Genomic DNA, 24,066 nt, shown 5'->3' on the forward strand with positions numbered 1-24,066 from the left:
TATTGAAAAACCAAGGCACTGAGCCACAATCCCCATAGCACCGAAAGCCGCCCGCGCTTTCCTCCTTGTCAGATTTATCGCCGCTGCAGCTCACGCTGACAGCAGCCACAAACCTTAGACTTTGCTGCCATCCAACCCAGCGATTGAAATGGCTGCTTTGTTAGATTTGTAATTTTCGGACCAGCGAATACTTACTGCATGCTTCTGGACAATTTCGTTGCGCGCAGGTTGATTGCATTGAAACTTCCAAGAGACCTTTCTCGGAAAGCACCTGTAACATGCCAATAAAACAGCCGAATATCCTCTTGGTCATGGCCGACCAGATGACCCCTTTTATGCTGGAGGCATGCGGCGGTTTTGGGGCCAAAACCAAGAATATGACAGCGCTTGCTGCGCGCTCGGCGAATTTCACCAATGCATACACCCCCAGCCCGATCTGCGTGCCCGCGCGGTCCTGTCTCATGACGGGGCTCTATACCTCGACGACCGGGTGCTATGACAATGGGGACCCCTACCACAGCTTTATCCCGACATTTGCGCATTACCTGACGAATGCCGGGTACGACACTGTGCTGGCAGGCAAGATGCACTTCATCGGGGCCGATCAATTGCATGGGTTTCAGCGCCGTCTGAACACCGATGTTTACCCCTCGGGTTTCATCTGGTCCTATCCACTGCCCCCCGAAGACGATCCGAATTTCCAAGCTTTCGATTTCACGCCGCAATATCTGGCTGAAAACATCGGACCCGGCTGGTCGAAAGAGCTTCAGTACGACGAGGAAACCCATTTCAAATCCCTGGAGTATCTGCGTCATGCACCAGAGCAGCCATGGATGTTGACGGTGTCTTTTACAAATCCGCACCCCCCTTACAAAGTCCCCAAGACATATTGGGAGATGTACAAGGATGCAGACATCCCGTTGCCCGAGTATCCCGAAGACATGGATGCAAATTATTCAGCGTATGACCATGCCATACGCCGCTGGCACGGCTTGCATGCACGGGGCGACGAGATACGGGCCCCCAAGAACCTGATCGCCATGCGGCGTGGTTTTGCCGCTCTGGCACATTACGTGGACGACAAGATCGGCGAACTTCTGGAGGTTTTGGAAGATAGCGGTCTGCGCGACAACACGGTCGTCATTGTCACGTCCGACCACGGAGAAATGCTGGGCGAGAAAGGCATGATCCAGAAACGGGGACTTTATGAATGGTCGGCCCGCATTCCGCTGTTTATTGACTTGCCCAATGCCGCGCCCTGCCGAATTGACACACCCGTTTCCTTGCTTGATGTACCTGCCACCTTGATTGAACTGGCGGGACAAGTGCCGGTTCGCCCCCTTGAGGGCCGCTCGCTTCTTTCGGCAGTCAAAGGAGACGAGTTGGAGGTGGTACCAGTCATCTCGGAATATCACGGCGAAGGCATCATGCGCCCGTCCTTCATGGTGCGCTTGGGCGATTGGAAATACATCTACTGCCACGGCACCGACCCGCAACTCTTCAACCTCGCTGAAGACCCGAATGAGTGGGACAACCGCGCAGGCGAACCCGATTGCCGCGAGATAGAAGCTCAGTTGAACGCGGTGATCACCGGTGGGTATTTCGACCTGGAAAAGATCAACTCAGACGTCTGGGAACGACTTGCACTGAAGAAAGTCGTGAATGACGCGATGAAAAGAAACGGGACGGCCTGGGACTATGTGGTCGATCAGAACGCAGCCTCACAATACGTTCGTGAATAACCGACCAGGTTGTCAAACGCCTCGGTCCGTCGAACGCGATCTCACGGCAAAGCGGTCGTTGGGGAACCGCGCAGCATCGGCCACAATGCGCTGATTGTGTTGAAAAACTCGGCGTGCGGACCGAGGTGGCCAAATTTTCAGAGTATCTTCCCGCCAAAGCCCGCTTTTTCGAACGTAGTTTCCTGAAGGCTAATTCGGAGGGACGTTGTTCCAAAATTTCGGGGCGACTTTCGCTACATCGAGTTTCGCAACACAATCGGCTCAGAGCAGCCATTTGCGGCACGCGGACACGATGATTGCCTGCGGACAAAGCAGACAACGATTATGATGCCTTTGAGATCAAATTTCGAAACTAGGAAGTGGGTCCAGAACAATGCGCCAAGCGTCTTAGGTCTTCGGGATCCCCAAGGAACTCACAGCTTCCGCGAATGCGTTAAGATTAGTAGCTCGTGCATCTGCGGCGATATCCTGCAAACGCCTTGCTCCTTCCGGAGTGCGATGTCCCCGTCCCCAGGCCACCAACTCTTTTGTTGCTTCGATGATTTGAGAGGCGCGTGGAAGAGGCTCGGCCGCCGTGTATCTTGCCAGCCTCAGTGCGTGGCGCTCAGCCGCGTCCCATGCGCCGCGGGCCAGTTCATCGGGGATCACCTCTTCCGGGAAATATAGCTGGTTGTGTGAAACACACTGCCCGCTGTCGAGAACAGCCTCAGCTTCATCCAGCAAGCTCCGCCGTTCGTCAGCATCATCGGTCGACAGAGCAACCACCGCAAGAACTGTAGGGCCCAGGAATGCTAATCCAACGTCCCGAACCAATCCAAGCGCTTCCATTGCCAAACGGTTTGCCTTTTCCCGATCTCCGAGAGCCAAATGGTTCAAAGCCATGTCATAGAGCGAGTCGCTCTCGAAATTGACGGCTGCGATCTGTCGAGCCCAAGCCAACGACTTTTCCAGCCTCTCAAGGGACATCCCGTGCTCGCTTCGGCGGCGCAGAATGTGGGCTTGCACGTTGCAGCCGCTGATCGCAGCACGCATGTGGTTTAGGCGCGTGCCCATGGTTTCTGCCGCCGACCCCATGGACATGGCGCTATCGTCGTCGTTGAGGTGCATGAGCGTCCAGCCGACCATGTAGAGATTTGCGACTTCAATCCGGGCAAGACCATGATCCTGTGCCAGTGTCACGCAGGCCTTGAACCTTTCTGAGGCAGTTCTCATGCGGCCGCTGAGATAAAGGGCATCCCCGAGTCCACTCAGCGCTTGCGCCTCTCCTTGGATAAGCCCATTTAGCCGGGCGAGTTCCAGCGCGCGTTGATGTTCCGACATGCATTCGTCCAGCCGACCCAGCGTGAAGCAAGCGCTTCCCCGCAAATAATGGACTTGAACACGGCTACCGATATCGTTGCCTTGGATTTCGATTTCATCTGCCCGGTCAAGCACCTCCAGCGCCTCTTCGCGCCGATCGGCGATGCGAAGGGCACCTGCCAGACCAATCAAAGCCGAGCGCCTGAGGCCGTCGTTTATCTGGCGTTGTAAGGCCGCTCGATAACTTTCAATTGCGCTAAGAGTTTCGCCGATCGAAAGCTGTGCTTCGGCCAAACCACAGGCGAGCTTCACTGCGATCTCGTCGTTCTCAGCGAGCTCTAGCCCCCTAGCCGCCAAGCGCGCGGCTACGTTGAAATTCAGTGTCTGGCTTTGTGCCTCAGCCGCGGCCAGATAAACTCCGGCTGCTTCTTCATCGTCTGCGCGATCAAGGTGTTCCGCCGCAAGCACGAGATCGCGCTCGCGATACCAATCAGCGGCCCGCCGATGCAGTTCCCGGCGCCGTTCGGTCAAGAGGGATCCGTAAACCCCTTCGCGCACAAGAGCGTGCGCAAACAGGAACATTTCACCCTGTGGCCGGACAAGGTGCCTTTCGATCAGATTGGAGCAGGTATAGCTATTATCGCCGATCAGATGGCGCAGCGCCTCCAGATCGAACCTTTGGCCCAGAGCCGAGGCCGCCTGCAGTGATTTCTTGTCAATGGCGTCCAGCGCATCAAGGCGTGCCTGAACGATACTTTGTACAGAACCGGGTACCGTGTTGTCTGTTGCGGCTTCGGCTCCGCGCAAGAGCTGTTCGAGGAACAACGGGTTGCCATCGGCGCGTTCCACGCAGCTTCTCGCGAACTGGGAGGCAACATCGAAGAACTCCGAAGCAAGCTTGAGGGAATCCCCCGGAAGCAGAGGCCTTAGGTCCAAAGTGGCCATGGGCGTGGGCGAAATTGCCGCGCGCCACGCGGCATCAATCTTGTCGCCCTCGATCCGCGACGTCATCACTACCAGAACGGGCCTGTCGGCGATCGCTCGAACCAGCTCGGCTAACTGATCGACTACCAGCGCTTCAGCCCAATGCATATCTTCAATCAGCAAAAGACGCGGCGCCGCTTCGCTAGAGGCCCGGACCAGCGCGGCCAGTGTTTCTGCCTTACCTTGGTTGCGGCGGGAATTTTCCATCGCGTCATACAAAGCCAACTGCTCTGCCGCCTGCGGCAGATCAAGAAGATCATTCAAAAAAAGCGACTGATCTGGCGAAACCCATCCATCCGCAAGCGCCCTTTCGGCGGCACTGACGCGCTCTGCTTTCTGCGAGGGCGAGGGAATGTCCAGTAGACTACGTACCAAGGCGCGCGGCGCGTCCTGGCCTTTGCCCGCGCCGAAATCGAGGATCAGAACGCGATGCGATGCATATCCGCACCTTTCCGCGATGCGCTCGACCTCTTCCGTTAATCGCGTCTTGCCGATACCTGCTTCGCCGCGCAGTAGAATGACCTGGCCGGCGCGGCGGCCTCCGCAGCTGTCGAGGGCAGCGCTTAACTGTTCCAATTCTGCCTCGCGCCCGACAAAAGGACGGTCGATGCCGCTGCTGCCCGCCTCTATAAGCCCTGTGAACTGCCACGCACGAACGGGCTCGACTATGCCCTTCAGTTCAAGCGACCCGATGTCCTTTGCTGCCGCGATCCCGCCAAGCGCATCGTGAACTGAATCCGAGAGGAGTATTTCGTCGGGCCCCGCCCTGTCAGTAAGACGGGAGGCGAGGTTAACCGAGGACCCCGTTACCGTATATCGACCATCGCCACCCGCACCGCTGGCCACGACTTGTCCGCTGGCCACTCCGATATGGACCTGAACCTCTCGCCCCACTTCGGTCGACACGTCCGGCATTATTTCCTGGATCGCGGCCGCCGCGCGGACGGCGCGTTCCGGATCGTTGCCATGAGCCACCGGAGCACCGAAGATCGCCATCACGCTGTCGCCGATATGCTTGTCGACCGTGCCACCGAAACTGGCAATAATGGCGTCGGCACGCGCGAAATAGGCCGCAAGTAACTTGTGCGTTTCCTCGGCTCCGATCTCTGCAGAGAGACGGGTAAAGCCACAGATGTCAGAGAAGAGCACGGCCACCTGCCGCCGCTCCTCGGCGGGCTCTTCCGAGGGCGGAAGGGGGTCAGTTTTGTCGTTCAGCGCCGCTATCGCTCGAAGCAGCTTTTTGCGAGGCCCCATCGGCAAGCCGAGCTCGCGCAGGTCCTCTTCCGCCAAGTCCCCGACGGTCTCGACATCAATAGCTTCGCGCTCAAACTGCTCGACATAATCTGCCAGTCCGAGTTTTCTGAGCCAATTGGCGATATCGGACAAAGCCCTCTCCCATAAACTCTGGTCTGATCATGGCAGTTACCGAACGTTTCTTCCAGAGTTCCCACGCTACGAGCGAAAAGAGTTTGCCTGTTGCGCAGTGCTCTTCAGATAATTCCACGCTTGATCGCGGGAACCATCGGCTTCAACCTGTGCAAAAGAAGTGCAAATGACTGACCTGGAAAAAGAAATGAGTGACCGCCGCCTCTCTGCGATCCTTATGGCCGATGCAGTCGGGTTTTCCGCTCACGCCGCCGCAGATGAGCGGGGCGCGTTGGCGGCCCTTTCGGGTTGTATGGAAACGCTAGAGCGTACCACTGGCCTACATGCAGGGCGCGTTGTTAAGACGATGGGCGACGGGCTGCTGGCGGAATTTGGCTCGGTTGTTTCTGCGGTTTCCGCTGCCGCCGCAATGCAGGCCGCGTTGGCAGAGCGAAATCGAGACGCAGCCGAAGGTGGACGCCTGCAGTTCCGTATCGGTGTCCATGTCGGCGACGTGATGGTGGCGGGCGAGGACATTCTGGGCGAGGGCGTAAACACAGCCGCTCGGTTAGAGGCGGCTGCTGAGCCAGGTGGTGTACTGATATCAGCTCGCGCCTTCGAAGATGTCGAAGGCAAGATAGATTTTCCCTTCGCGGACAGGGGCGAAGTGTTGCTTAAAGGGCTACGAAAGCCTCTTCGCGTCTATGCTCTTGAGACTGAGGCCGCTGTTTCTGCTGTGCCAGCGCCAACCCTTCCGGACAAGCCCTCGGTCGCCGTATTACCATTCGACAATATGTCTTCTGATCCCGAGCAGGAGTTTTTTGCTGACGGGTTGACTGAAGACATCATTACTGGCTTGGCCTCGATGCCTTGGTTGTTCGTCATCGCGCGCAATTCGACATTTGTCTACAAAGGCACAGCGGTTGACGTACGCAAAGTGGGGCGAGACCTCGGTGTCGCCTATGTTCTCGAGGGCTCCGTCCGTCGCGCCGGAAATCGCTTGCGCGTAACTGGACAGCTTATCGATGCAGCTAGTGGAAAACACCTATGGGCCGAGCGCATTGATGGTGCGCTGGAAGATGTCTTTGATCTCCAGGACAAAGTTACGGCAAGCGTGATCCGCGCTATTGCCCCTGAGATCCAGACTGCAGAGATTGAACGTGCCCGCGCCAAACGCCCTGACAGCCTGACGGCCTATGACCATCTGCTTCACGGCTTAGCCGCGTTACACCGGGCAAAAAACGCCGAAGCTATTGCGAATTTGGAACGTGCTATCGATGCGTCGCCTAACTACGGAAAGGCACTGGCGGTTCGGTCATGGTGCAGCACTCTGCAATTCGCGTGGCAGGGCGAGACAAACTACGAACGCGTTCGCGCCGAGGGTCTGGTATTTGCTCGTAGAGCACTCGAGGCAGCGCCGACGGACCCGGAAGTATGGGCATTTGCTGGCTACACGCTCTCCTTTTTCTGTCAAGACGTGGAGGGCGGTATAGCGATGGTGCGGGATGCAGCCGACAGTTGCCCTAGCTTCTACTGGGCGAAGTCCTCGCTCAATATGCTGAACGGTTTGCACGGCCGCGAGCCGGAGGAAACTTTGGAACGGATCGAAGAGACCATTCGCTTAAGCCCGAGAGATCCACTACGACACCGTGATCTGATCTCCCGGGTGCATTGCCTCCGTCAACTTGGCCGAGACGAGGAACAACTAGAGGCCGCGATGGAGGCTTTCCGGATTAATCCGAATATCACCGTGGCGCGGGTCAACATCATCGTCGCATTGCACAGTCTCGGACGTCTGGAAGAGGCAAGGGAGCAGGCGCGGCGGATGCTGGAATGGAACCCAAAATTTTCAGTTGAGGAGTTTCTGCTGCACTCAGAGCACTTCGAAGCGACCTACGGACGGGGCACCAAAGTGTGGTCCGCAATAGAAGAGGCGTTCGCAGATTTGGATTCCTGACTTTTCAAGGCGCTGTTCGGCTGGTTTTTTGTAAATGTCGGCTCCGGGCTCCTCTGAGACATCTGACTAAAACCATCAGATGACCGCCCATCGTGGCATTGCTGCCGTTCCCCAACGTTGTCGCGCAACGCGCTGTCTTCGACTGTGTTCGAAAACACTGTGGGGAAGAACTGTGTTGCAGTTACTGTGGGCAAAGAGCGTGTTACGGTTCTTTTTTTGGCTCTCGCTGGACATCGTGTAGCCGATTGAACGGGAGGAATTGACAGATGGTCCAAAAGATTTTGGCTGCTTTGGTCGCGCTTACTGTGAGCGCTGGCTCAGCAACGGCGTTGTCACCCGAAGCGCAACAACTCATCGACCGCGCAGCTGCGGACTGCCAAGCCTTCGAGAACGGTGAGTTCGATCAAGGCGACGCCATAACTGAGATTGAACTGCGCTCTCAGTTTGGAGCGGTAAACGCAGAGCTGGTGGACGAGAGCCAGTACGCATGCTCGTCCGCTGCGTCGCTCTACTGCGGCACAGGTGGTTGCATGCTTAATCTCATTGTGAACGGTGAGACGATGGCGTGGCAGGCAACTGGTTGGCGGCTCATTGATTGGGGTCCCGACCGTATCCTTCTTATTGGACGTGACGGAGGTTGGTGTGGCGGCGCTGGCGCAGAGGTGTGCTATGAAGCGCTGGTTTGGAGCAACGGCAAGATATTGACTGTGGGCCCTGAACCCGAATGAGCGCGCATCGATCTTCAAAAACTCTGACATGACACGATGAATGATCTGAACATCATCCTTGAGAGCGAAATCACCTGCCCTGAGTGTGGCAACAAGGCAGTCGAGACCATGCCGACAGATGCCTGTCAGTGGTTCTACGAATGCACATCATGCGGGGCCGTGATCAAGCCTCTACCAGGCGATTGCTGTGTCTATTGCTCCTACGGAACCGTGCCTTGTCCGCCGATCCAAGAAGGTGGGTCGTGTTGCGGCTGATCAATGTGCGTGATCCAAAATACTGTGGAGAAGAAATGTGTTGCAGTTGCTGTAGCGGACACATTGCAGACGTTGGCCTTCCAAGTGTGCTATTTAAGATGGCATGCGGCATAGAAGGACTGAGAATTGGTAAGCGAACCATTCTACAAGGCACACTGGCGCGACATCGATCCAGAACGGATGTCAGCCTACAAGGGTGGGTTCCGCTGGGACGACGCGACCGAAGCACTCTACGAACCGGCCGGGGTTTCGGTCGGACAAAAAGTTGCAGACTTTGGCTGCGGCCCTGGCAAAATCGCCGTGGAGCTTGCTAACCGGGTAGGAAAAGACGGGCATGTTCATGCCATCGACATCAACTCGGAGTTCCTCGCATTTGCCGAACAGAATGCAGCTGAAGCTGGCGTTTCCGAGCGACTAAGTACTCATCAAAGCGATGGTGTTGCACTCCCGCTTGCTGACGGGTTGCTGGATCTTGTCACTGCACGCAACACGATCATGTACGTCGACGATCCAGTACAGACGCTACGCGAGTTTCGCAGAGTACTTCGACCAGGTGGCCTGGCACATGCTATTGACGGCGATTGGTACATGATGGTCGCTGAACCGGTTGAGCATGATACTTGGCGTGCATTCGTGAAAGCCGCATCACACGCCTGCCGCAACTCAGATATGGGCAGGAAGCTCTACCGCACATTCGTAGATGCAGGTTTTGAAGACATTCAGGTGTCGATCATTGCGAACGCAGATATGAACGGTCGTCTTTTGGGAATGGTCCGCAATATGGGAAAATATGCTCACAAGAGCGGACTGCTTGACGGGACGAAAATCAACAACGTTGTGGAACAGGTTGAGCAGGCCCTAGCTTCTGGCTCGTACATGCTGGTGTCACCCCAGTTCATCGTGACAGGTAGAAATCCGGCTTAGAGCAGGAACTTTGGAACGGGTCCGTTTTCACTGGTCCACTTCAGTTGGCACCAACCCAATGCGTTACCCTAAACCGCGTTGGAAAACACTGTGGTCGAGAACTGTTTCGCAGTTACTGTGGGCAAACAGTGTGTTGCGAACAGTGTGTCTAACACCGCGATTCCAAACACTGTGTTCATCACAGTCTTTCAGCCCGCAAACCCACCCAGCAACGCACGAAAAACTGTGCGATGACTGTGCAACGCAGGAAGTAAAAACTGTGCGATGCTGAGGTGCCTTATTTTTATGGCTAAGGTGGTGCCCGGGGGCGGAATCGAACCACCGACACGAGGATTTTCAAGACTTGTGTTTATTTTAAAGCGTTGATTTTAAATGGGTATTTGCGGCGAAATTGAGGTGTGCGATAAACTGTGCGATGCGCTTAGGCTGCGCTGGATTGGCAAACACTGTGTTCAACACAGTAACCTGAAACACTGGGTTTGAACACTCTTTCGGCGATAGTGTTTGGAACACAAGTGCTGGCTTTTGGCGGTCAAAGCGGACGTTAAACAAGGCGCGCGAGCGCGACCGCTTAGCGGGACCAAGCCGTCATTGCCTCACTGGCCAACCGAACGCGTGCGCCCATCGATCATGCAGGTAACGCGGCATCCTTTTAAGCGTCCTTGACTTTCTATCGCAGTCGATTGACCGGCGTACCGGCCTCGTGGGGACCTCTGATTTCGAAGTATGCCATACCCGGTTGAGCGATTGCCTTTTCTAACATCGTCAGCGCATCCTTTGTCAAAGATGAGCCGTAGCTGTCCTCCAAGGACCTCAAGGCGTTATCCTTCTCCAGCACATCTTCTGCCACGAAGGCGCCCGCCCGTCGCGCCGCTTGCAGCAAAATATCGTCTTTTTGACGAGAAGAGTCGGCCTCTTGTAGGCGCCACAGGTCATAGTCAAACATCCGAAGGCAACGTTCGGGGTCGTATTCTTCCGTGATAGGCTTTCTCCCTTTTGGCCTGAGCCCCGTTCTCATCAAGAGCCGACCGGATGCCTCGTTAATCAGGTCCCAATAGCCAGCGTAAATCACGCCAAGGTCTTCCATCTCCCCAAGCTTTTCGCCGAAAAGGTCGGCGGCTTCGCTCATCAGTCCTCGTCCGTGCCAATCAGAACCAAGTGCATAGAAATATTCCCCGGTCCAAAGATCGCGCTCATTCTTTTCCATGTAGAAGCCTGCAACACCGGCAAGCCTGTCCTCTGCTGTTTTGGGGAAGACAGCGAACAACCCCATGCCGCCGTTTTCCCAGATGCCTCCGTCACCATCGATACCCATAATCGATGTCCAGCGTTCGGCCTCAAGAAGAGCGTCGTCTGCAGCCTTGGTATTGTGAGCCAGCATTCCGACAACTTTAGGATCGGAGAAGATGGTTTCGGCGATCTCTGCGCTGTCCGCCAAAGTCACGGGTCTAAGAGCTAGCCGCTCAGTCTCCAGATGCATGCCAACCCTTTCGAAAATGCTAATGTACTAAGCGAAATAGAGAATAATGCCTTCCGACGTGTCTGGCAAACTCGGTGGGGATACGACAGCTTCGGGCTCTTCCAAGACATCTGAATTAAATAATCGGATGACCGCCAGACGGCGGTAAGCAGCCATCAGAGCCGACAAATCCGCAGGGACACGGTCGAATGGCAGCTTCGACCGTCTCCGGACGTTCGCCAATAACGGGGCAACGACCGGGTCGCGGACGAAACAGCCGTCCGCCGCTCCGCAGCAAACTACGAATAAGTGTTCTCTGGTTTGCATCCCCGGACTGCGTTACTTCTATGGTCATGGACCGCAAACTTACGACCATCCTCGCAGCAGATTTGGCTGGCTATTCACGTCTCATGGCTTTGGATGAGGAAGGGGTAATTGAACGGCTCCGTTCAGCCCGCAGTCAGGTGATTGACCCGGCCATCGCAGGAATGGGCGGCAGGATCATCAAAACTATGGGGGATGGGTTGCTCGTAGAGTTCCCTTCCCCAGTGAAAGCGGTCCGCGCGGCTTTGCAGGTGCTGCGCGATATGCAGGTTAGGGAAGCCCCAGCCCCGGAAGACCAGCGCCTGCGGTTCCGGGTGGGCATCAATCTAGGCGACGTCGTGATCGACGGTGACGACGTGTTGGGTGATGCGGTGAACGTTGCGGCCCGGCTTGAAAGTCTGGCACCTGTGGGTGGGCTGTGCATATCGCGAAGCGTATACGATCAGGCAAATGGGCTGGTGGACGCGCAGATGACCGCGCTCGGTCCGCAAGCTGTCAAGAACCTGCCAAACCCGGTCGAGGTCTGGCGCGTAGAGGTCGCCGGAGCCAACAAACCTCGCGCCAGAACGAAACCAACGGAGCGGCCTTCGATCGCCGTTCTACCGTTTGAGAACATGTCCTCCGATGCCGATCAGGAGTTTCTTGCTGACGGAATCGTCGAGGACGTGACTACCGAACTCAGCAGGTTCCGCTCGCTTATGGTGATCGCCCGCAACTCGACTTTTGCCTTTAAGGGCAAAGCGACGGACATCCGCCGGGTTGGTGAGGAACTAGGCGCGCGGTACGTCGTGGAAGGTTCAGTGCGGCGGGCCGGCAACCGGCTCCGGGTGACGGCGCAGCTCATCGAAGCGAGCACAGGGGCGCATGTTTGGGCTGACCGTTGGGACCGGACGCTGGATGATCTATTTGCGCTGCAAGATGAGATGACCCAAGCCATCGTGACCGCCGTAGAGCCTGAGCTGGGCGCGCATGAACGGCGTCTCGCACGGACGCGTCCAACTGAAAGCCTAACTTCTTGGGAACTGTGTCAGCGCGGCTGGTCGCGGCTTGCTGAGTATACCGTTCAGGCGATGGATGAAGCCGAAGCTCTTTTGAAACGCTCAGCCGAAGCCGACCCGCACTTTGCCCTTCCGCGAGCCTTGCTCGCGCGACTCATGAACATTCGTGTTGGCGCCGGATTGAAGGACCCTACCGGGCCGATACGCGAAGGTCTGGTATGGGCGCGCGAGGCGCTTGAGATCGATGACCGTCTGGAGATCGCACAAGCTGCGCATGGTGTTTTACTCGCCATGTCTGGACAGTCCGAGGAGGCCACAGATGCCGTCAATCTAGCAACTGCACTAAACCCCAACAGCGCGTTTTGTCATCATGCGTTAGGTCTCGCCGAAATGTTCAAGAAAGAACCTGACGGGATGAGGATGGCAGAAGCCGGCCGGACTGCGTTGCATCTTAGCCCTAAGGACCCCACGGCACATGCGTTTCAGAACATCGTGTCAGTCGGCTTGTTGATTGATCGCCTCGATCACAACGATCCAGAGTTCATGGCCTCCGCACGAGCCGCATCACGGCTTCCGGGCACAGCATGGTACACGCATCTGCTTGCTGCCTTCGCAGAGTTAGCGGACGGGAATGCAGATGCCGCACGGCAATGTATTCAGTCTGCTTTGAAGATGCGGCCCGATATGACGCTTGCGACGTACCGCACAATCTTTCCGTTTCCAAAATCTGCGGCCCTTTTTGAGATCGGAGACCGCAGTGGCGCAAACGAGCGAATTATCGAATTGGGTCTGCCGCGCGGCTAACTGCGCGTTCTGCGCCAGTCACTTCCGCGAATGCGCAGTTTCAACTAGATGCAAGGTCGGCGTTGGGCTCTTCTGAGACATCTGAGCGGTTCTGTCAGATGTCCGCAAAGCTGCGCTGAGAAGCCATTCGACGCGACGGGACCGCGCGGCGACGTCCGCTTTGGTGTCTGAACGACCGCTCCTGCAGGCAGCTGCCGTTCGGCACTGATGCCTCCGACGTCCCAGATGCGGGACGAAGCGTTCATTCGCTGCACCTGCGCGAATGGCCGCATGGACGGATGAAGCCAGTTCCCTCCTGATTTTTGAAACATCAATTCGGGTCTGGCCGATGGCATCCCTCCAGAACACATTTGGCTAATCTTCCACATCCAACGCCTTCATTAAATCAAAGACTTGGCTCCGCATCCAAGCCGCCATTGGGGAGTTGTCGGAGCGCTTGTGCCAGATACAAATAATCAACGCCGGATCAATCTCCATCGGGGGCTCAAACACGCGTATCCCGAATGTGTCAGCCACTTTGGACGCAAGTTGCGCGGGCACAAGCGCGATGAGGTCGCTTTCACTCACGGCACGGCAAACGCCGCTGAACACAGGAACAGTCATCGCAACCTGTCGACGTTTGCCAACGCGTGTCAGCGCAGCATCACCCATCGCTGCAAGATTTCCTTCAGGAGAGAACAGAACGTGGTGAAGCGCACAGAAAATATCCATTGGCATCCGCGTCCCATCCTTAAGCCCCTCGATGCCTGGATTGCCTTTGCGTGCGATAACGTGGAATGGCGAATGGAAAAGCGGTTCTCGATTGACCCATTCCGGCAGTACCAAGTCGGGGATCAGCGCAATGTCCGCGTTGCGATGTTCAAGGCTAGCCACATAATCGTGCGGAACCAAATCAACGAGCTGTGCGCGAATATTGGGCGCTGACTTTTGTAGGAGATCACCCAAAGGCGGCATCAGGAGTTCCGCGAAAAAATCGCTGGCGGCAATTCGGAAAGTACCTTCGGCGGTTTGCGGAGCAAAGGTAGCCCGCGGGGCTAGCAAGGCCTCCAAACGTTCGAGTTCCTCGCGCAAACCGATTTCAATTGCGGCTGCATAATCCGTTGCGACCAACCGGTTACCCTGCCGAACAAAAAGTTGATCGTTCAAGGCATTGCGAAGACGCGATAGTGCGCCGGAGACAGCGGACTGCGACATGGCCAGCCGGTCGGCCGCCTTTACCGTAGAGCCCTCGCAAAAGAGAGCGTCAAGCACGCGCAAAAGATTGAGATCGAGTGTGGCGAAATTCACTTGGCCGATACCCTATATCAGATAATACGTTTTGCCTGATAGGTTGATTGTGTTGTAACCATCTGTCAACGAAAGCGCTTTCGTTTCAATCCAATACCACGGGAAAGAAACGATGAAAGACCTAGACCAAATCGACGGAGCCATCGAATGGCTCGGCGTCCAATATAAGACCATCCTGAGCCCGGAACAGACAGGCGGCTCTATGTCCATTGTGGACAGTTGGTCTCCTGCAGGCAGCGGCCCCCCGCGCCATGTGCATCAGAACGAAGACGAGACTTTCGTAATCCTGACAGGGACCTGCAAGTTCTGGCTGGAAGGCGAGGAGTTTACCGCAGGCGCCGGCGAAAGCGTCTTCATCCCGCGCGGCAAAGAACATACCTTCAAGGTAACCAACGACGGTCCTTGCCGCCATCTCGTGATCCTGACCCCCGGCGGGTTCGAGGGATTCTTTGCCGACATGGCTGCCGGTCAATTCCGGATCCCCGAGGACATGCCAGCCATCGAGGAAAGTGCCACGCGGCACAACATGGCCTTCACAGGACCCCCGCTGGACTGATCACATGAGCCAAAAACATACCGTTTATCACATCCCCGTTTGCCCTTTTTCACAACGCCTCGAAATCCTGCTGGCTCTGCGAGGACTGACGGATGCCGTAGAATTTCGTGTTGTTGACATCACCAAGCCGCGCGACCCGGAATTACTGGCCAAGACCCGAGGCACCACCGCCTTGCCGGTGCTGGAAACCAGTGATGGTCGCATTTTGAAGGAAAGCCTCGTAATCCTGCGCTATCTCGACGAGGCGCTACCGGGGGTGCAGTTGCGTCGGAGCGACCCGGTCGAACACGCCATTGAGTCGATGCTGATTGCCCGCGAAGGCTCGTTCACGATGGCAGGTTATCTCTTTGTCATGAACCAGGACCCTGCGCAGCGGGACGCGCATCTGGACAAGATGTTGGGGCTGTATCGGGACATCAATGATTTTCTTGGTCATCAGAACCCGGCTGGTCCCTTCCTGTTCGAGGACTTCGGTCTGGCGGAGGCCGTCTTCACCCCCATGTTCAAGCGGTTTTGGTTTCTTGACTACTATGAAGGCTTCAAACTTCCTGAGGGCAAGGACTATGACCGCGTTCGTGCGTGGCGTGACGCATGCATGGCGCATCCCGCAACGAAGCAGGTGACCGAGGAAGAGATCGTCAAACTCTACTACGACTACGCGCTCGGGGCAGGAAATGGTGCTTTGCCAGACGGGCGCAGCGTTTCAAGCTTCGCCTTCGAGCCGCCATGGCAATCCAGACCCATGCCTCCAAGGGAAAAATATGCGGCAACAGCCACCGACAAAGAGCTCGGCCTCGTCGCCTGACCATCGCGCCAAAAATCAGAACCGGACATTCATGCGCCGCGCAGCATTGGGCAAGTTGGGCTCGGTGCCGTCGTTCCATCACCGTTCGTCTAACAACCGCTTCCAACCGGCGAATGTCCGGGCATCGGGCCACGCCGCTGAAATCGTTGAAACATCTGCATTTCGGGAACGGCGGCTTTCGGGACGTGGTTCAAACTTGACCCTCTGCATCGCCGCAAGACCGCTTCGAGCCCAAAGCCGCCTGAATAAAATCGCGCCCTTCGCTCATGCAGCAAACTGACTGCCTCGGTTGCGCGCTGCATCGCAGCCATGAAAGCCGACGTTTGTCGCGACCGCAGCGAGTTTCGAGGTTTCTATGACCGGGTCGCGGACTTTTCTGCCTGATGCACACGCGGCCAAAAATACCTCCGCGTGATGATTGAATTCCTGTATCAATCGCTGCGGCGCAGCACGGTTTCCCTTAAGCGGCCATTGAACTCCTCCAAATTGGCCGAAATCCAAACCAGTTGTACGCTGCGCCGGTTATCCGGCAAAGCCGAACGCGCAATTCCTACACGCGCATCCGACACTTCGGGTCAATAACCTGACAGCGGGAGTTCCTGTCCCAGCGCCAGCTTCCCGCCGTTGATGTAAGCAACTGAACTCATCGCAAGGTGCTTGGCGGCCGCGCGGGCATCGCGCTCGTAGCGCTCCAGTGGGAATCTCTGGAGGATCGATACCGCCCCCGCGATCTCCGTAATTCGGTCGAGAGACCAGAGCGCGCTCTCGCTGGCGAAGGTGCAGCCCATGCGGAACCGCACGCGCAGGGGTGAGAGATCCGCACCCGCTTCAACGCCCTCCAGCAGGTCCGTCATCACTTGGCGCAGATATACCCGAGCGGCTGCGAGCCGAGCGTCGATCCGGCCAAGCTCGGACTGGACCAACTCGCGCTCAGCCAGCGCGAGACTGTCGCCGCGCCGTTTTCTCTGGCTCGCGATGCGCAGGAACTCGTTGCGTGCCCCGCGGGCAAGGCCCAGCGGCACGGTCGCGACGGTCCAGGGAAAGATCGACAAGGTCGGCAGCCGGTAGAGCTTGCCGGGATGGCTGGGCTTTGGTTGGAAGTCATGCACAAAGCGATCCGGGACGAAGACATCGCGGAACTCAAAATCGACGCTGCCGGTGGCGCAGAGGCCCGAGACCTGCCAGTTGTCGTGCAGGAAGACGTCTTTTCGCGGCGCGTATACCAATACCTTGCGGCCCGATGCTACGCCGTCTTCGTAGACTTCGCAGACAGGCGAGAACCACGTTCCATGGGGTGACCCACTACCGAAGGCCCATCGGCCGTTCACCCGGACGCCGCCATCCGTGGCGACAACCTTCCCAAGGCCGCCCGTGCCAGCCACGATGAAGGCCTTAGGGTCGTCGAATATCTCGCGGGCAGAGGTCTCGGACAGGAATCCGCCGACGCGCCCCATGCCCCCGCCATTACCCACCAGCCAGCCGATGGTGCCATCGAGGGCGGCGGCGTCCTCGACGACGTCCATGAAATCGAGCGCAGAAAGCTCGTGTCCGCCGAGTGCGGTGGGCAAAAAAAGGCGAAAAAGGCCAAGATCGGCAAGACTGTCGAATAGTTCATCCGGCAGTTGCCCGGCGGCGTCGAAGTCGGCGCGCTGCTCTGCCACGGTGTCTTCGAGCTGTCGAAGCGCCTCCCGAATTTCCCCGACGGGCATGGAACGGGGGGGCCGGGTCGTGTTTCGATTAATCAGGGTCATGGCGCGCTCCTTTTGCAGGCGTTTCGGATATTTGCTCAAGGAGCATGCCGAACGACTTTCGATAATGATTCCAAATGATTCAGCGTGCGTGACACCACTAAATTTGACAAGCGTTTTAGCTGGTCAGCAGCGCGTCGACGTCAGCCCCGCTCGCAGCACCGTTCAAGATCGTGAAATCGCCCTGCTCCAGCATCGCTCGAGTCCCGTCGATAACTACCCGCTGCGTGACCCGAGCCAGCCCCCCACCAATTGAAATACGAGCAATCCCCAGCGCCCCCATCTGCTCCACCGTCAGGTCTCGCACCGCGCCGGCGGCAAGAAGGTTGACCGGTGTTCCTGTCGCGACCAGCCCGCGAATGGTTTCGGGATTGACCAGTGGCGCATAGATCACGTCGGCACCTGCCTCTGCAAACGCCCGGCAGCGGCGCAGTGCTTCGGCCTGATCATAGCTTTTGTAGATCCAGCCATCGGCCCGAGCCGTCAGTACGATCTTGGCCGCACGGGCCGCAGCAATGGCCGACTTGATCCGGGCCAGCGCTAGATCGAACGGATAAGCCTCCGTCGTCCGGACGTTGATGTCCTCAATCGAAAGGCCTGCAAGCCCGGCCTCTGCCGCGAGCCAGACAGTTTCGGCCACCGTTTCCGGATCGTCGCCAAACCCGTTCTCAAAATCACCATTCACAGGCACGTCCACAGCGGCACAGATGTCGGCGGCATGCTGCAGGGCCAGTTCACGTGAAATCTGACCGCCATCGGTAAGCCCGAGGGTGAACCCGTGCCCGGCCGAGGTCGTCCCAAGCGCTTGCGCGCCTAGCCGAGCCATGATCTTCGCGGACCCGATATCCCAAGGGTTTGGCATCACTATCGGTTGGCTCGGGATATGCATCCCGCGAAACTGCTCGGTCAATCTATCACGACGCATGACATAACTCTCCTAAGAATTTTCGCCAGTGTCGCATCGCCTGCCATCGATACAAGCTGGATTTGCTGTCAATCTGTACTTCGTGTCCGAGTCTCACCGAACAAAGTCGTCCTCGACCAACTCCGTTTCTTGTCGTCTGCGCCGCATTGGAACCGGTTGTTCTTGAGACGCTCTGCCATTGTAGGGTCGCCGTGCAACGTAAGGATTCATGACCCTACACCAAACGAAAGTGATACGCAGACATCGTAACGTCAGAGCCAGACTCCGCTGAGAGCTAGAAGCCGTCTTGCGGGAACCCAGAAAAAACACGCGTTTCCAACTTTAGTCAATGTCCGCTTCCGACATTCCAGCACGACTAGGGCGAAGGTCCTGAACCAGCCCAATACGGTCGTCTGCGCAAACTGTAGCATTGGTCCGTATGGGCTCGAAGCGGACTTGCGGCGATGCAGCGGGGTAAGCTTGGACTGCAAACCGAAAGCGGGCATTCCCGAAACACAGAAAGTTCAACGCCTTCAGGGGCGTGATCCGATGCTCGGACATTTGATGGATTGAAGCGGTCGTTAGACTGCAGGGCCCGAAACGACGGCACAGAGCCGATTGTGTTGAAAAACTCGAAAAATCCGCACTCTCGCTTTTCCGCCAAAACCCTTTGCATCGGAAAAGCTGGCACTGTTCGAACGGAGAGGGCATTTAGAGCTGCACACATCGCCAAAGCCCTGATTTGGCCGACCCCCCCCCTCGCCAAGATTTCCAACTGGCGCTCTATGGCGAAGTTTTTCACCGTTTTTTGGAGAAAACAGAGTTTTTCAACACAATCAGCCCATTGCAGACCTACTTAAATCGCGCCGAACAAATCGACCACTGCCCTTCAATACCCCGCAATTCATGAGCGCCTAGATTGTCGAACAAAATGCCGGACCCGGCCACCAAATCGCGCACTGTTTGCGAAACGAAAACTTGGCCTGCGTCGGCCATCCCCCCGATGCGTGCTGCTATGTGAACGGCTATTCCTGATACGTCCTGACCCGAGATGGTACACTCCCCTGTGTGCAGACCAATGCGGACCTTCAGGCCGATCACCTCCATAGCGGACTGGATCGAGTGTCCGCAGTGGATCGCTCGCGCCGGACCATCAAACATCGCCAGAAATCCGTCGCCAGTGGTCTTGATCTCGCGACCACCAAATATCTCAAGTTGATTTCTAACCTCATCATGATGGGCCGCGAGAGTGTCATTCCAGGCTCTGTCGCCAATTTCATTGGCGATCTTGGTCGAACCTACTATGTCCGTGAACATGATCGTTCCGAGAACGCGTTCCTCGATCTGGCTTCTTGCTTGTCCAGTTAGAAACTGCCGGATCTCTGCCAAAACCCGTCCGGAGGTTTCGGTAAAGGGAACATGATCGTCAGCATCCATCTCGACCATCTTTGCGTTTGGAATATTCTCGGCCAGATATCGCCCGCTCGAACAGCTGACGATCTGATCGCGCCTAGCGTGCAAGATTAGGCTCGGAGCCTGCACTGAAGTGAGAATTGGCCTCACATCAATCTCGAGGTTCATTCGCAGAAGCGCCAGGGCCGCCGATGGAGAGGCCCCGCCTCTCAGAAACCGGGCCCACCAATTCCGGAACCTCGGGTTGTCCGAAAGGCTCGGAATTCGCTGTTCTATGTCTAGCGAAGTGCCCCATGAAGAACCTACTTTCTCGACCAGAAGGGTAATATCACCCTCTGAGAGCCCTTCTGAGTAGTCGTCATGTGCTCGACGGCTTGCGTAACTTCCCGCCAGCACGAGCGCACGGGTACGTTCAGGATAGGTGGCGGCGAACAACACGCTCATCGGCCCCCCCTCAGAATACCCGAAAATGGTGGCGCTCTCTGAACCCACGGCGTCCATGACAGCTCGTACGTCATCCATACGTTCCTCAAGCGTCGCAGCGCCATCTCCCCGGTCCGACAAACCCGTTCCGCGCTTGTCGAAAAGTATGACACGACAAAAGCTGGAGAGCTCAGTGAGGAAACGCGCAACGACCGGCTCATCCCAGAAAAGATCGATGTTAGAGATCCACCCTGGAACGAAGACGAGATCCTCCTCGCCATCCCCGAAAACCTGGTAAGCGATGCTGATATCTCCGCTTAAAGTGTACTGGGTATCTGGTCTCACAAATATGTTCCTGAGTGTTTTCGGGTTACGATAGATTTATCGACGCCGTTTGGCGAGACGTTCAAAGACCGCTTGATCCGCGACTCGGACGTTCAGCATAAATTTGCGAACGGCTGCTCGGAGCCCATTTTTCACTTAGACTATTAGGGCCTGTGGACAATCATCTTGATGCGACGAGGGTCGCTGCCAAGTTCCAGGAAGCGGTGTAGCTACAGTCCGTTTTGTCGTATCTTGTGGCTATCCCTCTGAACTCTTTGATCTTTGCGAAGTAGTTCTCCACCAGATGTCGCCACTTGTAGACCTCAGTGTCATAATCGCGCTGGATTTTGCGGTTGGCTTTGGGCGGGATAACGGCGGTTGCGCCGCGCTGGTCGAGGTCTTGCAACAGCCAGTCCGCATCGAACGCCTTGTCTGCGAGCAGTGCGTTAAATGAAACGCCTTTGATTAGCGGCGCGACACCTTTCATGTCATGCGCTTGTCCCGGCAGCAGCAGAAAGCGCACCAGATTGCCGAGCGCATCTACCAACGCCACGATTTTCGTCGTCAGCCCGCCGCGGGAGCGCCCAATGGCCTGAGCCTGAGTCCCCCTTTTGAGCCGGTCGCCTTCTGGTGAACCTGAACTATCGTGCCATCGATCAGCGCAAATTCGAGGTCGGGGTCTTCGCTCATCGCTTTGAAAAGACTCTCGAATACTCCGGACCTGGCCCACCGGCGAAACCGCCGGAACTGGCTGTTCCAATGGCCAAAGGTAGGCGGCAGGTCGCGCCATGGCGACCCGGTGCGTACCCGCCAGAAGACCGCCTCCAGAAACAGGCGATTGTCCTTTGCCGTGGCTCCGGAATCGCTGGCCTTACCCGGAAGATGCGGCTCAAGCCGCTGCCATAAGACGTCCGACACCACAAATCGCTGCTCGTTCATTCAAACCTCCATTTTGGAAGCTTGAATCAGAAATCGGGCCAAATTGGAATCCTGAATGTCCACAGGCCCTAGTGCTGTATCTAACTCAATGCGCAGACAGCGGACATTACGTCCCAAAGAAATGACGGCCATTGCAATAGTTCCTCAGCGCCCCGCTGCTGCAGTGAACCGTTACCGAACCGGCCGCTCGTTCGTTGCGCAACGCTAAAGGTTGGGCGACCGATGGAACGGCGGACCTAAAAGTCCCAATCACACGGTCTTACGGCGACTGAAGCGCTATCTGCGAGCTGATGCGTGATTATGGCCAATCCCTGCACACTTACCGGTTATGACCTGCGCGAACCGCTTGGTTGTTCGAAGGTCTGCGGTTAGGCTTTCCATCGCAAAGGGGAGGACCAGTGTCCAATGGGGTGGAAAAACGCTTAGCCGCGATCCTGATGATGGATATCGTCGGCTACAGTCGCCAGATGGCGGAGAACGAGGTCGGAACGGTGGCCCGTGTCACCGCCGCGCGGCACGAGGTCTTCGACGGTGCCATCACTGGTAATGGCGGACGCGTGGTCAAGTTGATGGGCGATGGAGCGCTGGTAGAGTTCCCCAGCGTCTCGGGGGCAGTGCTGGCGGCGCGTGGAATGCAGCGTGGAATTGCCAAGTTCAATACCTCCCGGCCAAAGGACGAACCGCTTCAGGTGCGCATTGGTGTGAACCTTGGCGAGGTGATCGTGCAGGACGATGACCTTTATGGGGACGGAGTGAACGTTGCAGCGCGGCTTGAAGCTTTGGCGGAGCCTGGCTCAATCCTCATTGCCGGGGCCGCGCGGGCACAACTACGCGATCTTGACGGCGTTGATTTTGAAGACCTAGGCCTGCAACGGGTCAAAAACATCCCCGAGCCTGTGCATGTTTTCCTGGTTACCGATGGCATCGGCATGGCTAAGAGGGCATGGCCTAGGCAGCAGCAGCGGCGGGTTGGGCCGACCGTCCTTGCAGCGGTGGTTGCCGTTCTGCTCGGCGCGGCGTGGTGGTTCGGGCCGCAGGTACGGGACCTGCTGGCGCCGAGTGCGCCAAATGTTACGCCGCTCGCCCTCGAAAGCCGCCCGTCGCTCGCGGTCATGCCCTTCGAGAATCTCTCAGGCGACCCGGAGCAAAGCTATTTCAGCGACGGCATGGCAGACAGCCTCATTTCAGACTTGAGCCAAGTCAGCGGTCTTTTGGTTATCGCGCGCAACACCTCGTTCTCTTTCCGGGACAGAGGCGAGTCGATGGATGCACGCTCGGTCGGAGCAGAATTGGGGGTTCGATACGTGGTGGCGGGGTCCGTCCAGCGGGCGGACAAGAACGTGCGTATTAGCGCGAATCTCACCGACGCCCAGACCGGCATCCAGCTTTGGGGAGCGCGGCTGGACCGTGAGTTTGAAGACCTGTTTGCGCTGCAGGACGAGGTAACCACTCAAATCATCGGCGCACTTCAGGTGGAGCTGTCGCAGGAAGAAAAGCGAAGGTTGTCGAAACGCTACACGAACAGCCTCGAAGCGTACGATCTCTATCTGCGCGCTTGGGAGGAGATCTGGCGTTTTAACGAAGATGCCCGCAGAAATGCCCAATCCATCCTAATGCGCGCCCTGCGCATCGATCCGGAATTCGCGCTGGCCAAGGCTTTGCTTGCCACGACGTATACTAATCGTGCAGGCGTTGCGCTTCTTGATAACGAACAAGTTCTCGAACAGGGCTATCGGATCGCGCTGGAGGCGATCGAGATCGACCCGGACCTGCCGCAGGTCCATACCTCGCTTGGACTTGTTCACATGTTCCGGCGTGAATATGCCGAGGCCGAAGCAGCTTTCAAACGTGCGATCCAGCTCGATCCGAATAACGCCGACGGTTACGGGTTGCAGGGATGGAACAGCCATTACGCCGGAAATCCGCAAGCCGGGTGGGATGCTTTTCAGTACGCCTTGCGGCTGAACCCGCGGGCACCGTTCCCATATCTGAACGCGATGTCCGAGATACAGTTCAGCCAGCGCAATTACGAAAAAAGTCTGGAGCTAGGGCTGGAAGCCTTGGAACGAAACCCGGAAGCGCTGCGTGTACGTCTGTTCCTAGCCGCGACGTACATGGGCTTAGAACGCATCGAGGACGCAAGCTGGGAAATCGAAGAGGCGCTGCTGTTGCAGCCCGAGTTACGAATGCACGACATCCCCTTCATAGCGCCTTACCGCAAGCCCGAGGAAATGGAACATCTGACTGGTCTTTTGCGCCGTGCCGGCTTGCCTGAATAGCGCATGGAAGAATCTCTGTCGGTTAGCGCGGTCCAGCCGCGCGTCTGACCAGTATTATCGCCGTCTGACCACCCGGAGTGACTGTCGCGGGGCTCGATGCGAACATTGCCTCCGGCATCGAGACCAACATCCGAGCTTTTTGATAGTTCATGTTTTCCAAGAGCGACCGCTTGCGAGCCGCTCCTCTGTTTTCGATAGCGGCCGCTGCAACTCAGTTGCCGCCTCTCTTGCAGCTGTGCGATACAGTCGTTTACCGTTGAAACCAGCCACTCGGGAGCGCCAGGCGACCGGCCGCTCCGTCCGCGCTTTGCCCATCTGACCGGGCTGCGGCGAAAGTTCGGTTCCGGTTTCCTTCAGATCGACGCCCGTGAATGACTGGATTGGTGACATGCGCTGCATCGCAACAGAACATGTGCCGCAACTGCGAACGGATGCTGCGTCAGCGAAGCCAGAAAATCGAAGGTCGGCAAAGTCCGCATCTGAGACGTCGAGCACAACCGCAGCGAACGGCCGGTCCTACTAAGAGTCGTCGTTGTAGAGCAAAAGCAG

16 protein-coding genes are annotated in these 24,066 nt (G+C 57.1%); 9 read left to right on the forward strand and 7 right to left on the reverse strand.

The genetic code is table 11. From position 1 onward, the window contains the following. Positions 1-278: 278 nt before the first annotated feature. Positions 279-1,742, forward strand: coding sequence for a sulfatase-like hydrolase/transferase (locus GV827_RS20750; RefSeq protein WP_164355770.1), 1,464 nt, complete (start codon positions 279-281; stop codon positions 1,740-1,742). A gap of 387 nt (positions 1,743-2,129) precedes the next feature. On the opposite strand, the gene GV827_RS20755 is transcribed toward GV827_RS20750, so the two are convergent. After that, positions 2,130-5,411, reverse strand: a complete 3,282-nt coding sequence (locus tag GV827_RS20755) for an adenylate/guanylate cyclase domain-containing protein (RefSeq protein WP_164355771.1) — start codon at positions 5,409-5,411, stop codon at positions 2,130-2,132. 217 nt (positions 5,412-5,628) lie between these two features. Here GV827_RS20755 and GV827_RS20760 point away from each other — a divergent pair, with 217 nt between their 5' ends. From GV827_RS20760 to GV827_RS20775, 4 genes are all read left to right on the forward strand, one after another. Beyond that, positions 5,629-7,347, forward strand: coding sequence for an adenylate/guanylate cyclase domain-containing protein (locus GV827_RS20760; protein WP_235930563.1), 1,719 nt, complete (start codon positions 5,629-5,631; stop codon positions 7,345-7,347). A gap of 266 nt (positions 7,348-7,613) precedes the next feature. Then, positions 7,614-8,075 carry a hypothetical protein gene (locus tag GV827_RS20765; RefSeq protein WP_164355773.1) on the forward strand — a complete coding sequence of 154 codons (462 nt, stop codon included), beginning with the start codon at positions 7,614-7,616 and terminating at the stop codon, positions 8,073-8,075. A 36-nt stretch (positions 8,076-8,111) separates the two neighbouring features. Beyond that, a complete protein-coding gene (locus GV827_RS23745; RefSeq protein WP_164355774.1) occupies positions 8,112-8,330 on the forward strand; it encodes a GDCCVxC domain-containing (seleno)protein in 219 nt (72 codons plus the stop codon). A gap of 180 nt (positions 8,331-8,510) precedes the next feature. Further along, entirely contained in the window at positions 8,511-9,254 is a 744-nt protein-coding gene (locus tag GV827_RS20775; RefSeq protein ID WP_204326016.1) for a methyltransferase domain-containing protein, read from the forward strand. A 670-nt stretch (positions 9,255-9,924) separates the two neighbouring features. Here GV827_RS20775 and GV827_RS20780 read toward each other — a convergent pair. Then, positions 9,925-10,734: a GNAT family N-acetyltransferase gene (locus tag GV827_RS20780; RefSeq protein ID WP_204326017.1), complete on the reverse strand. Its 810-nt coding sequence runs from the start codon at positions 10,732-10,734 to the stop codon at positions 9,925-9,927. Positions 10,735-11,066: 332 nt separating this feature from the next. Here GV827_RS20780 and GV827_RS20785 point away from each other — a divergent pair, with 332 nt between their 5' ends. Beyond that, on the forward strand, positions 11,067-12,839 hold the full coding sequence (locus tag GV827_RS20785; protein WP_164355778.1) for an adenylate/guanylate cyclase domain-containing protein: 1,773 nt from the start codon (positions 11,067-11,069) through the stop codon (positions 12,837-12,839). Between the two features lie 354 nt (positions 12,840-13,193). On the opposite strand, the gene GV827_RS20790 is transcribed toward GV827_RS20785, so the two are convergent. Continuing rightward, positions 13,194-14,126 carry a LysR family transcriptional regulator gene (locus tag GV827_RS20790; RefSeq protein WP_164355780.1) on the reverse strand — a complete coding sequence of 311 codons (933 nt, stop codon included), beginning with the start codon at positions 14,124-14,126 and terminating at the stop codon, positions 13,194-13,196. Positions 14,127-14,238: 112 nt separating this feature from the next. Here GV827_RS20790 and GV827_RS20795 point away from each other — a divergent pair, with 112 nt between their 5' ends. Together GV827_RS20795 and GV827_RS20800 are read left to right on the forward strand one after the other, a co-directional pair. Continuing rightward, positions 14,239-14,682 carry a cupin domain-containing protein gene (locus tag GV827_RS20795; RefSeq protein WP_164355782.1) on the forward strand — a complete coding sequence of 148 codons (444 nt, stop codon included), beginning with the start codon at positions 14,239-14,241 and terminating at the stop codon, positions 14,680-14,682. A 4-nt stretch (positions 14,683-14,686) separates the two neighbouring features. Then, on the forward strand, positions 14,687-15,487 hold the full coding sequence (locus GV827_RS20800; RefSeq protein ID WP_164355784.1) for a glutathione S-transferase family protein: 801 nt from the start codon (positions 14,687-14,689) through the stop codon (positions 15,485-15,487). A gap of 575 nt (positions 15,488-16,062) precedes the next feature. Here GV827_RS20800 and GV827_RS20805 read toward each other — a convergent pair. The 4 genes from GV827_RS20805 to GV827_RS20820 form a co-directional block, all read right to left on the reverse strand. Continuing rightward, on the reverse strand, positions 16,063-17,238 hold the full coding sequence (locus GV827_RS20805) for an acyl-CoA dehydrogenase family protein (RefSeq protein WP_164355786.1): 1,176 nt from the start codon (positions 17,236-17,238) through the stop codon (positions 16,063-16,065). Positions 17,239-17,353: 115 nt separating this feature from the next. Further along, positions 17,354-18,160, reverse strand: a complete 807-nt coding sequence (locus GV827_RS20810; protein ID WP_164355788.1) for an isocitrate lyase/PEP mutase family protein — start codon at positions 18,158-18,160, stop codon at positions 17,354-17,356. Positions 18,161-18,991: 831 nt separating this feature from the next. Continuing rightward, positions 18,992-20,320, reverse strand: coding sequence for an adenylate/guanylate cyclase domain-containing protein (locus tag GV827_RS24055; protein WP_204326018.1), 1,329 nt, complete (start codon positions 20,318-20,320; stop codon positions 18,992-18,994). A 160-nt stretch (positions 20,321-20,480) separates the two neighbouring features. After that, a protein-coding gene (locus tag GV827_RS20820) for an IS5 family transposase (RefSeq protein WP_164355790.1) occupies positions 20,481-21,238 on the reverse strand; the annotation gives its coding sequence in 2 pieces (ribosomal slippage) (positions 20,481-20,902 and positions 20,902-21,238; 759 coding nt in all). 410 nt (positions 21,239-21,648) lie between these two features. Here GV827_RS20820 and GV827_RS20825 point away from each other — a divergent pair. Beyond that, a complete protein-coding gene (locus GV827_RS20825; RefSeq protein ID WP_164355792.1) occupies positions 21,649-23,517 on the forward strand; it encodes an adenylate/guanylate cyclase domain-containing protein in 1,869 nt (622 codons plus the stop codon). The last annotated feature ends 549 nt before the right edge of the window (positions 23,518-24,066 follow it).

The organism is Sulfitobacter sediminilitoris (assembly GCF_010667575.1).
In the GTDB taxonomy this organism is placed as follows: Bacteria; Pseudomonadota; Alphaproteobacteria; order Rhodobacterales; family Rhodobacteraceae; genus Sulfitobacter; species Sulfitobacter sediminilitoris.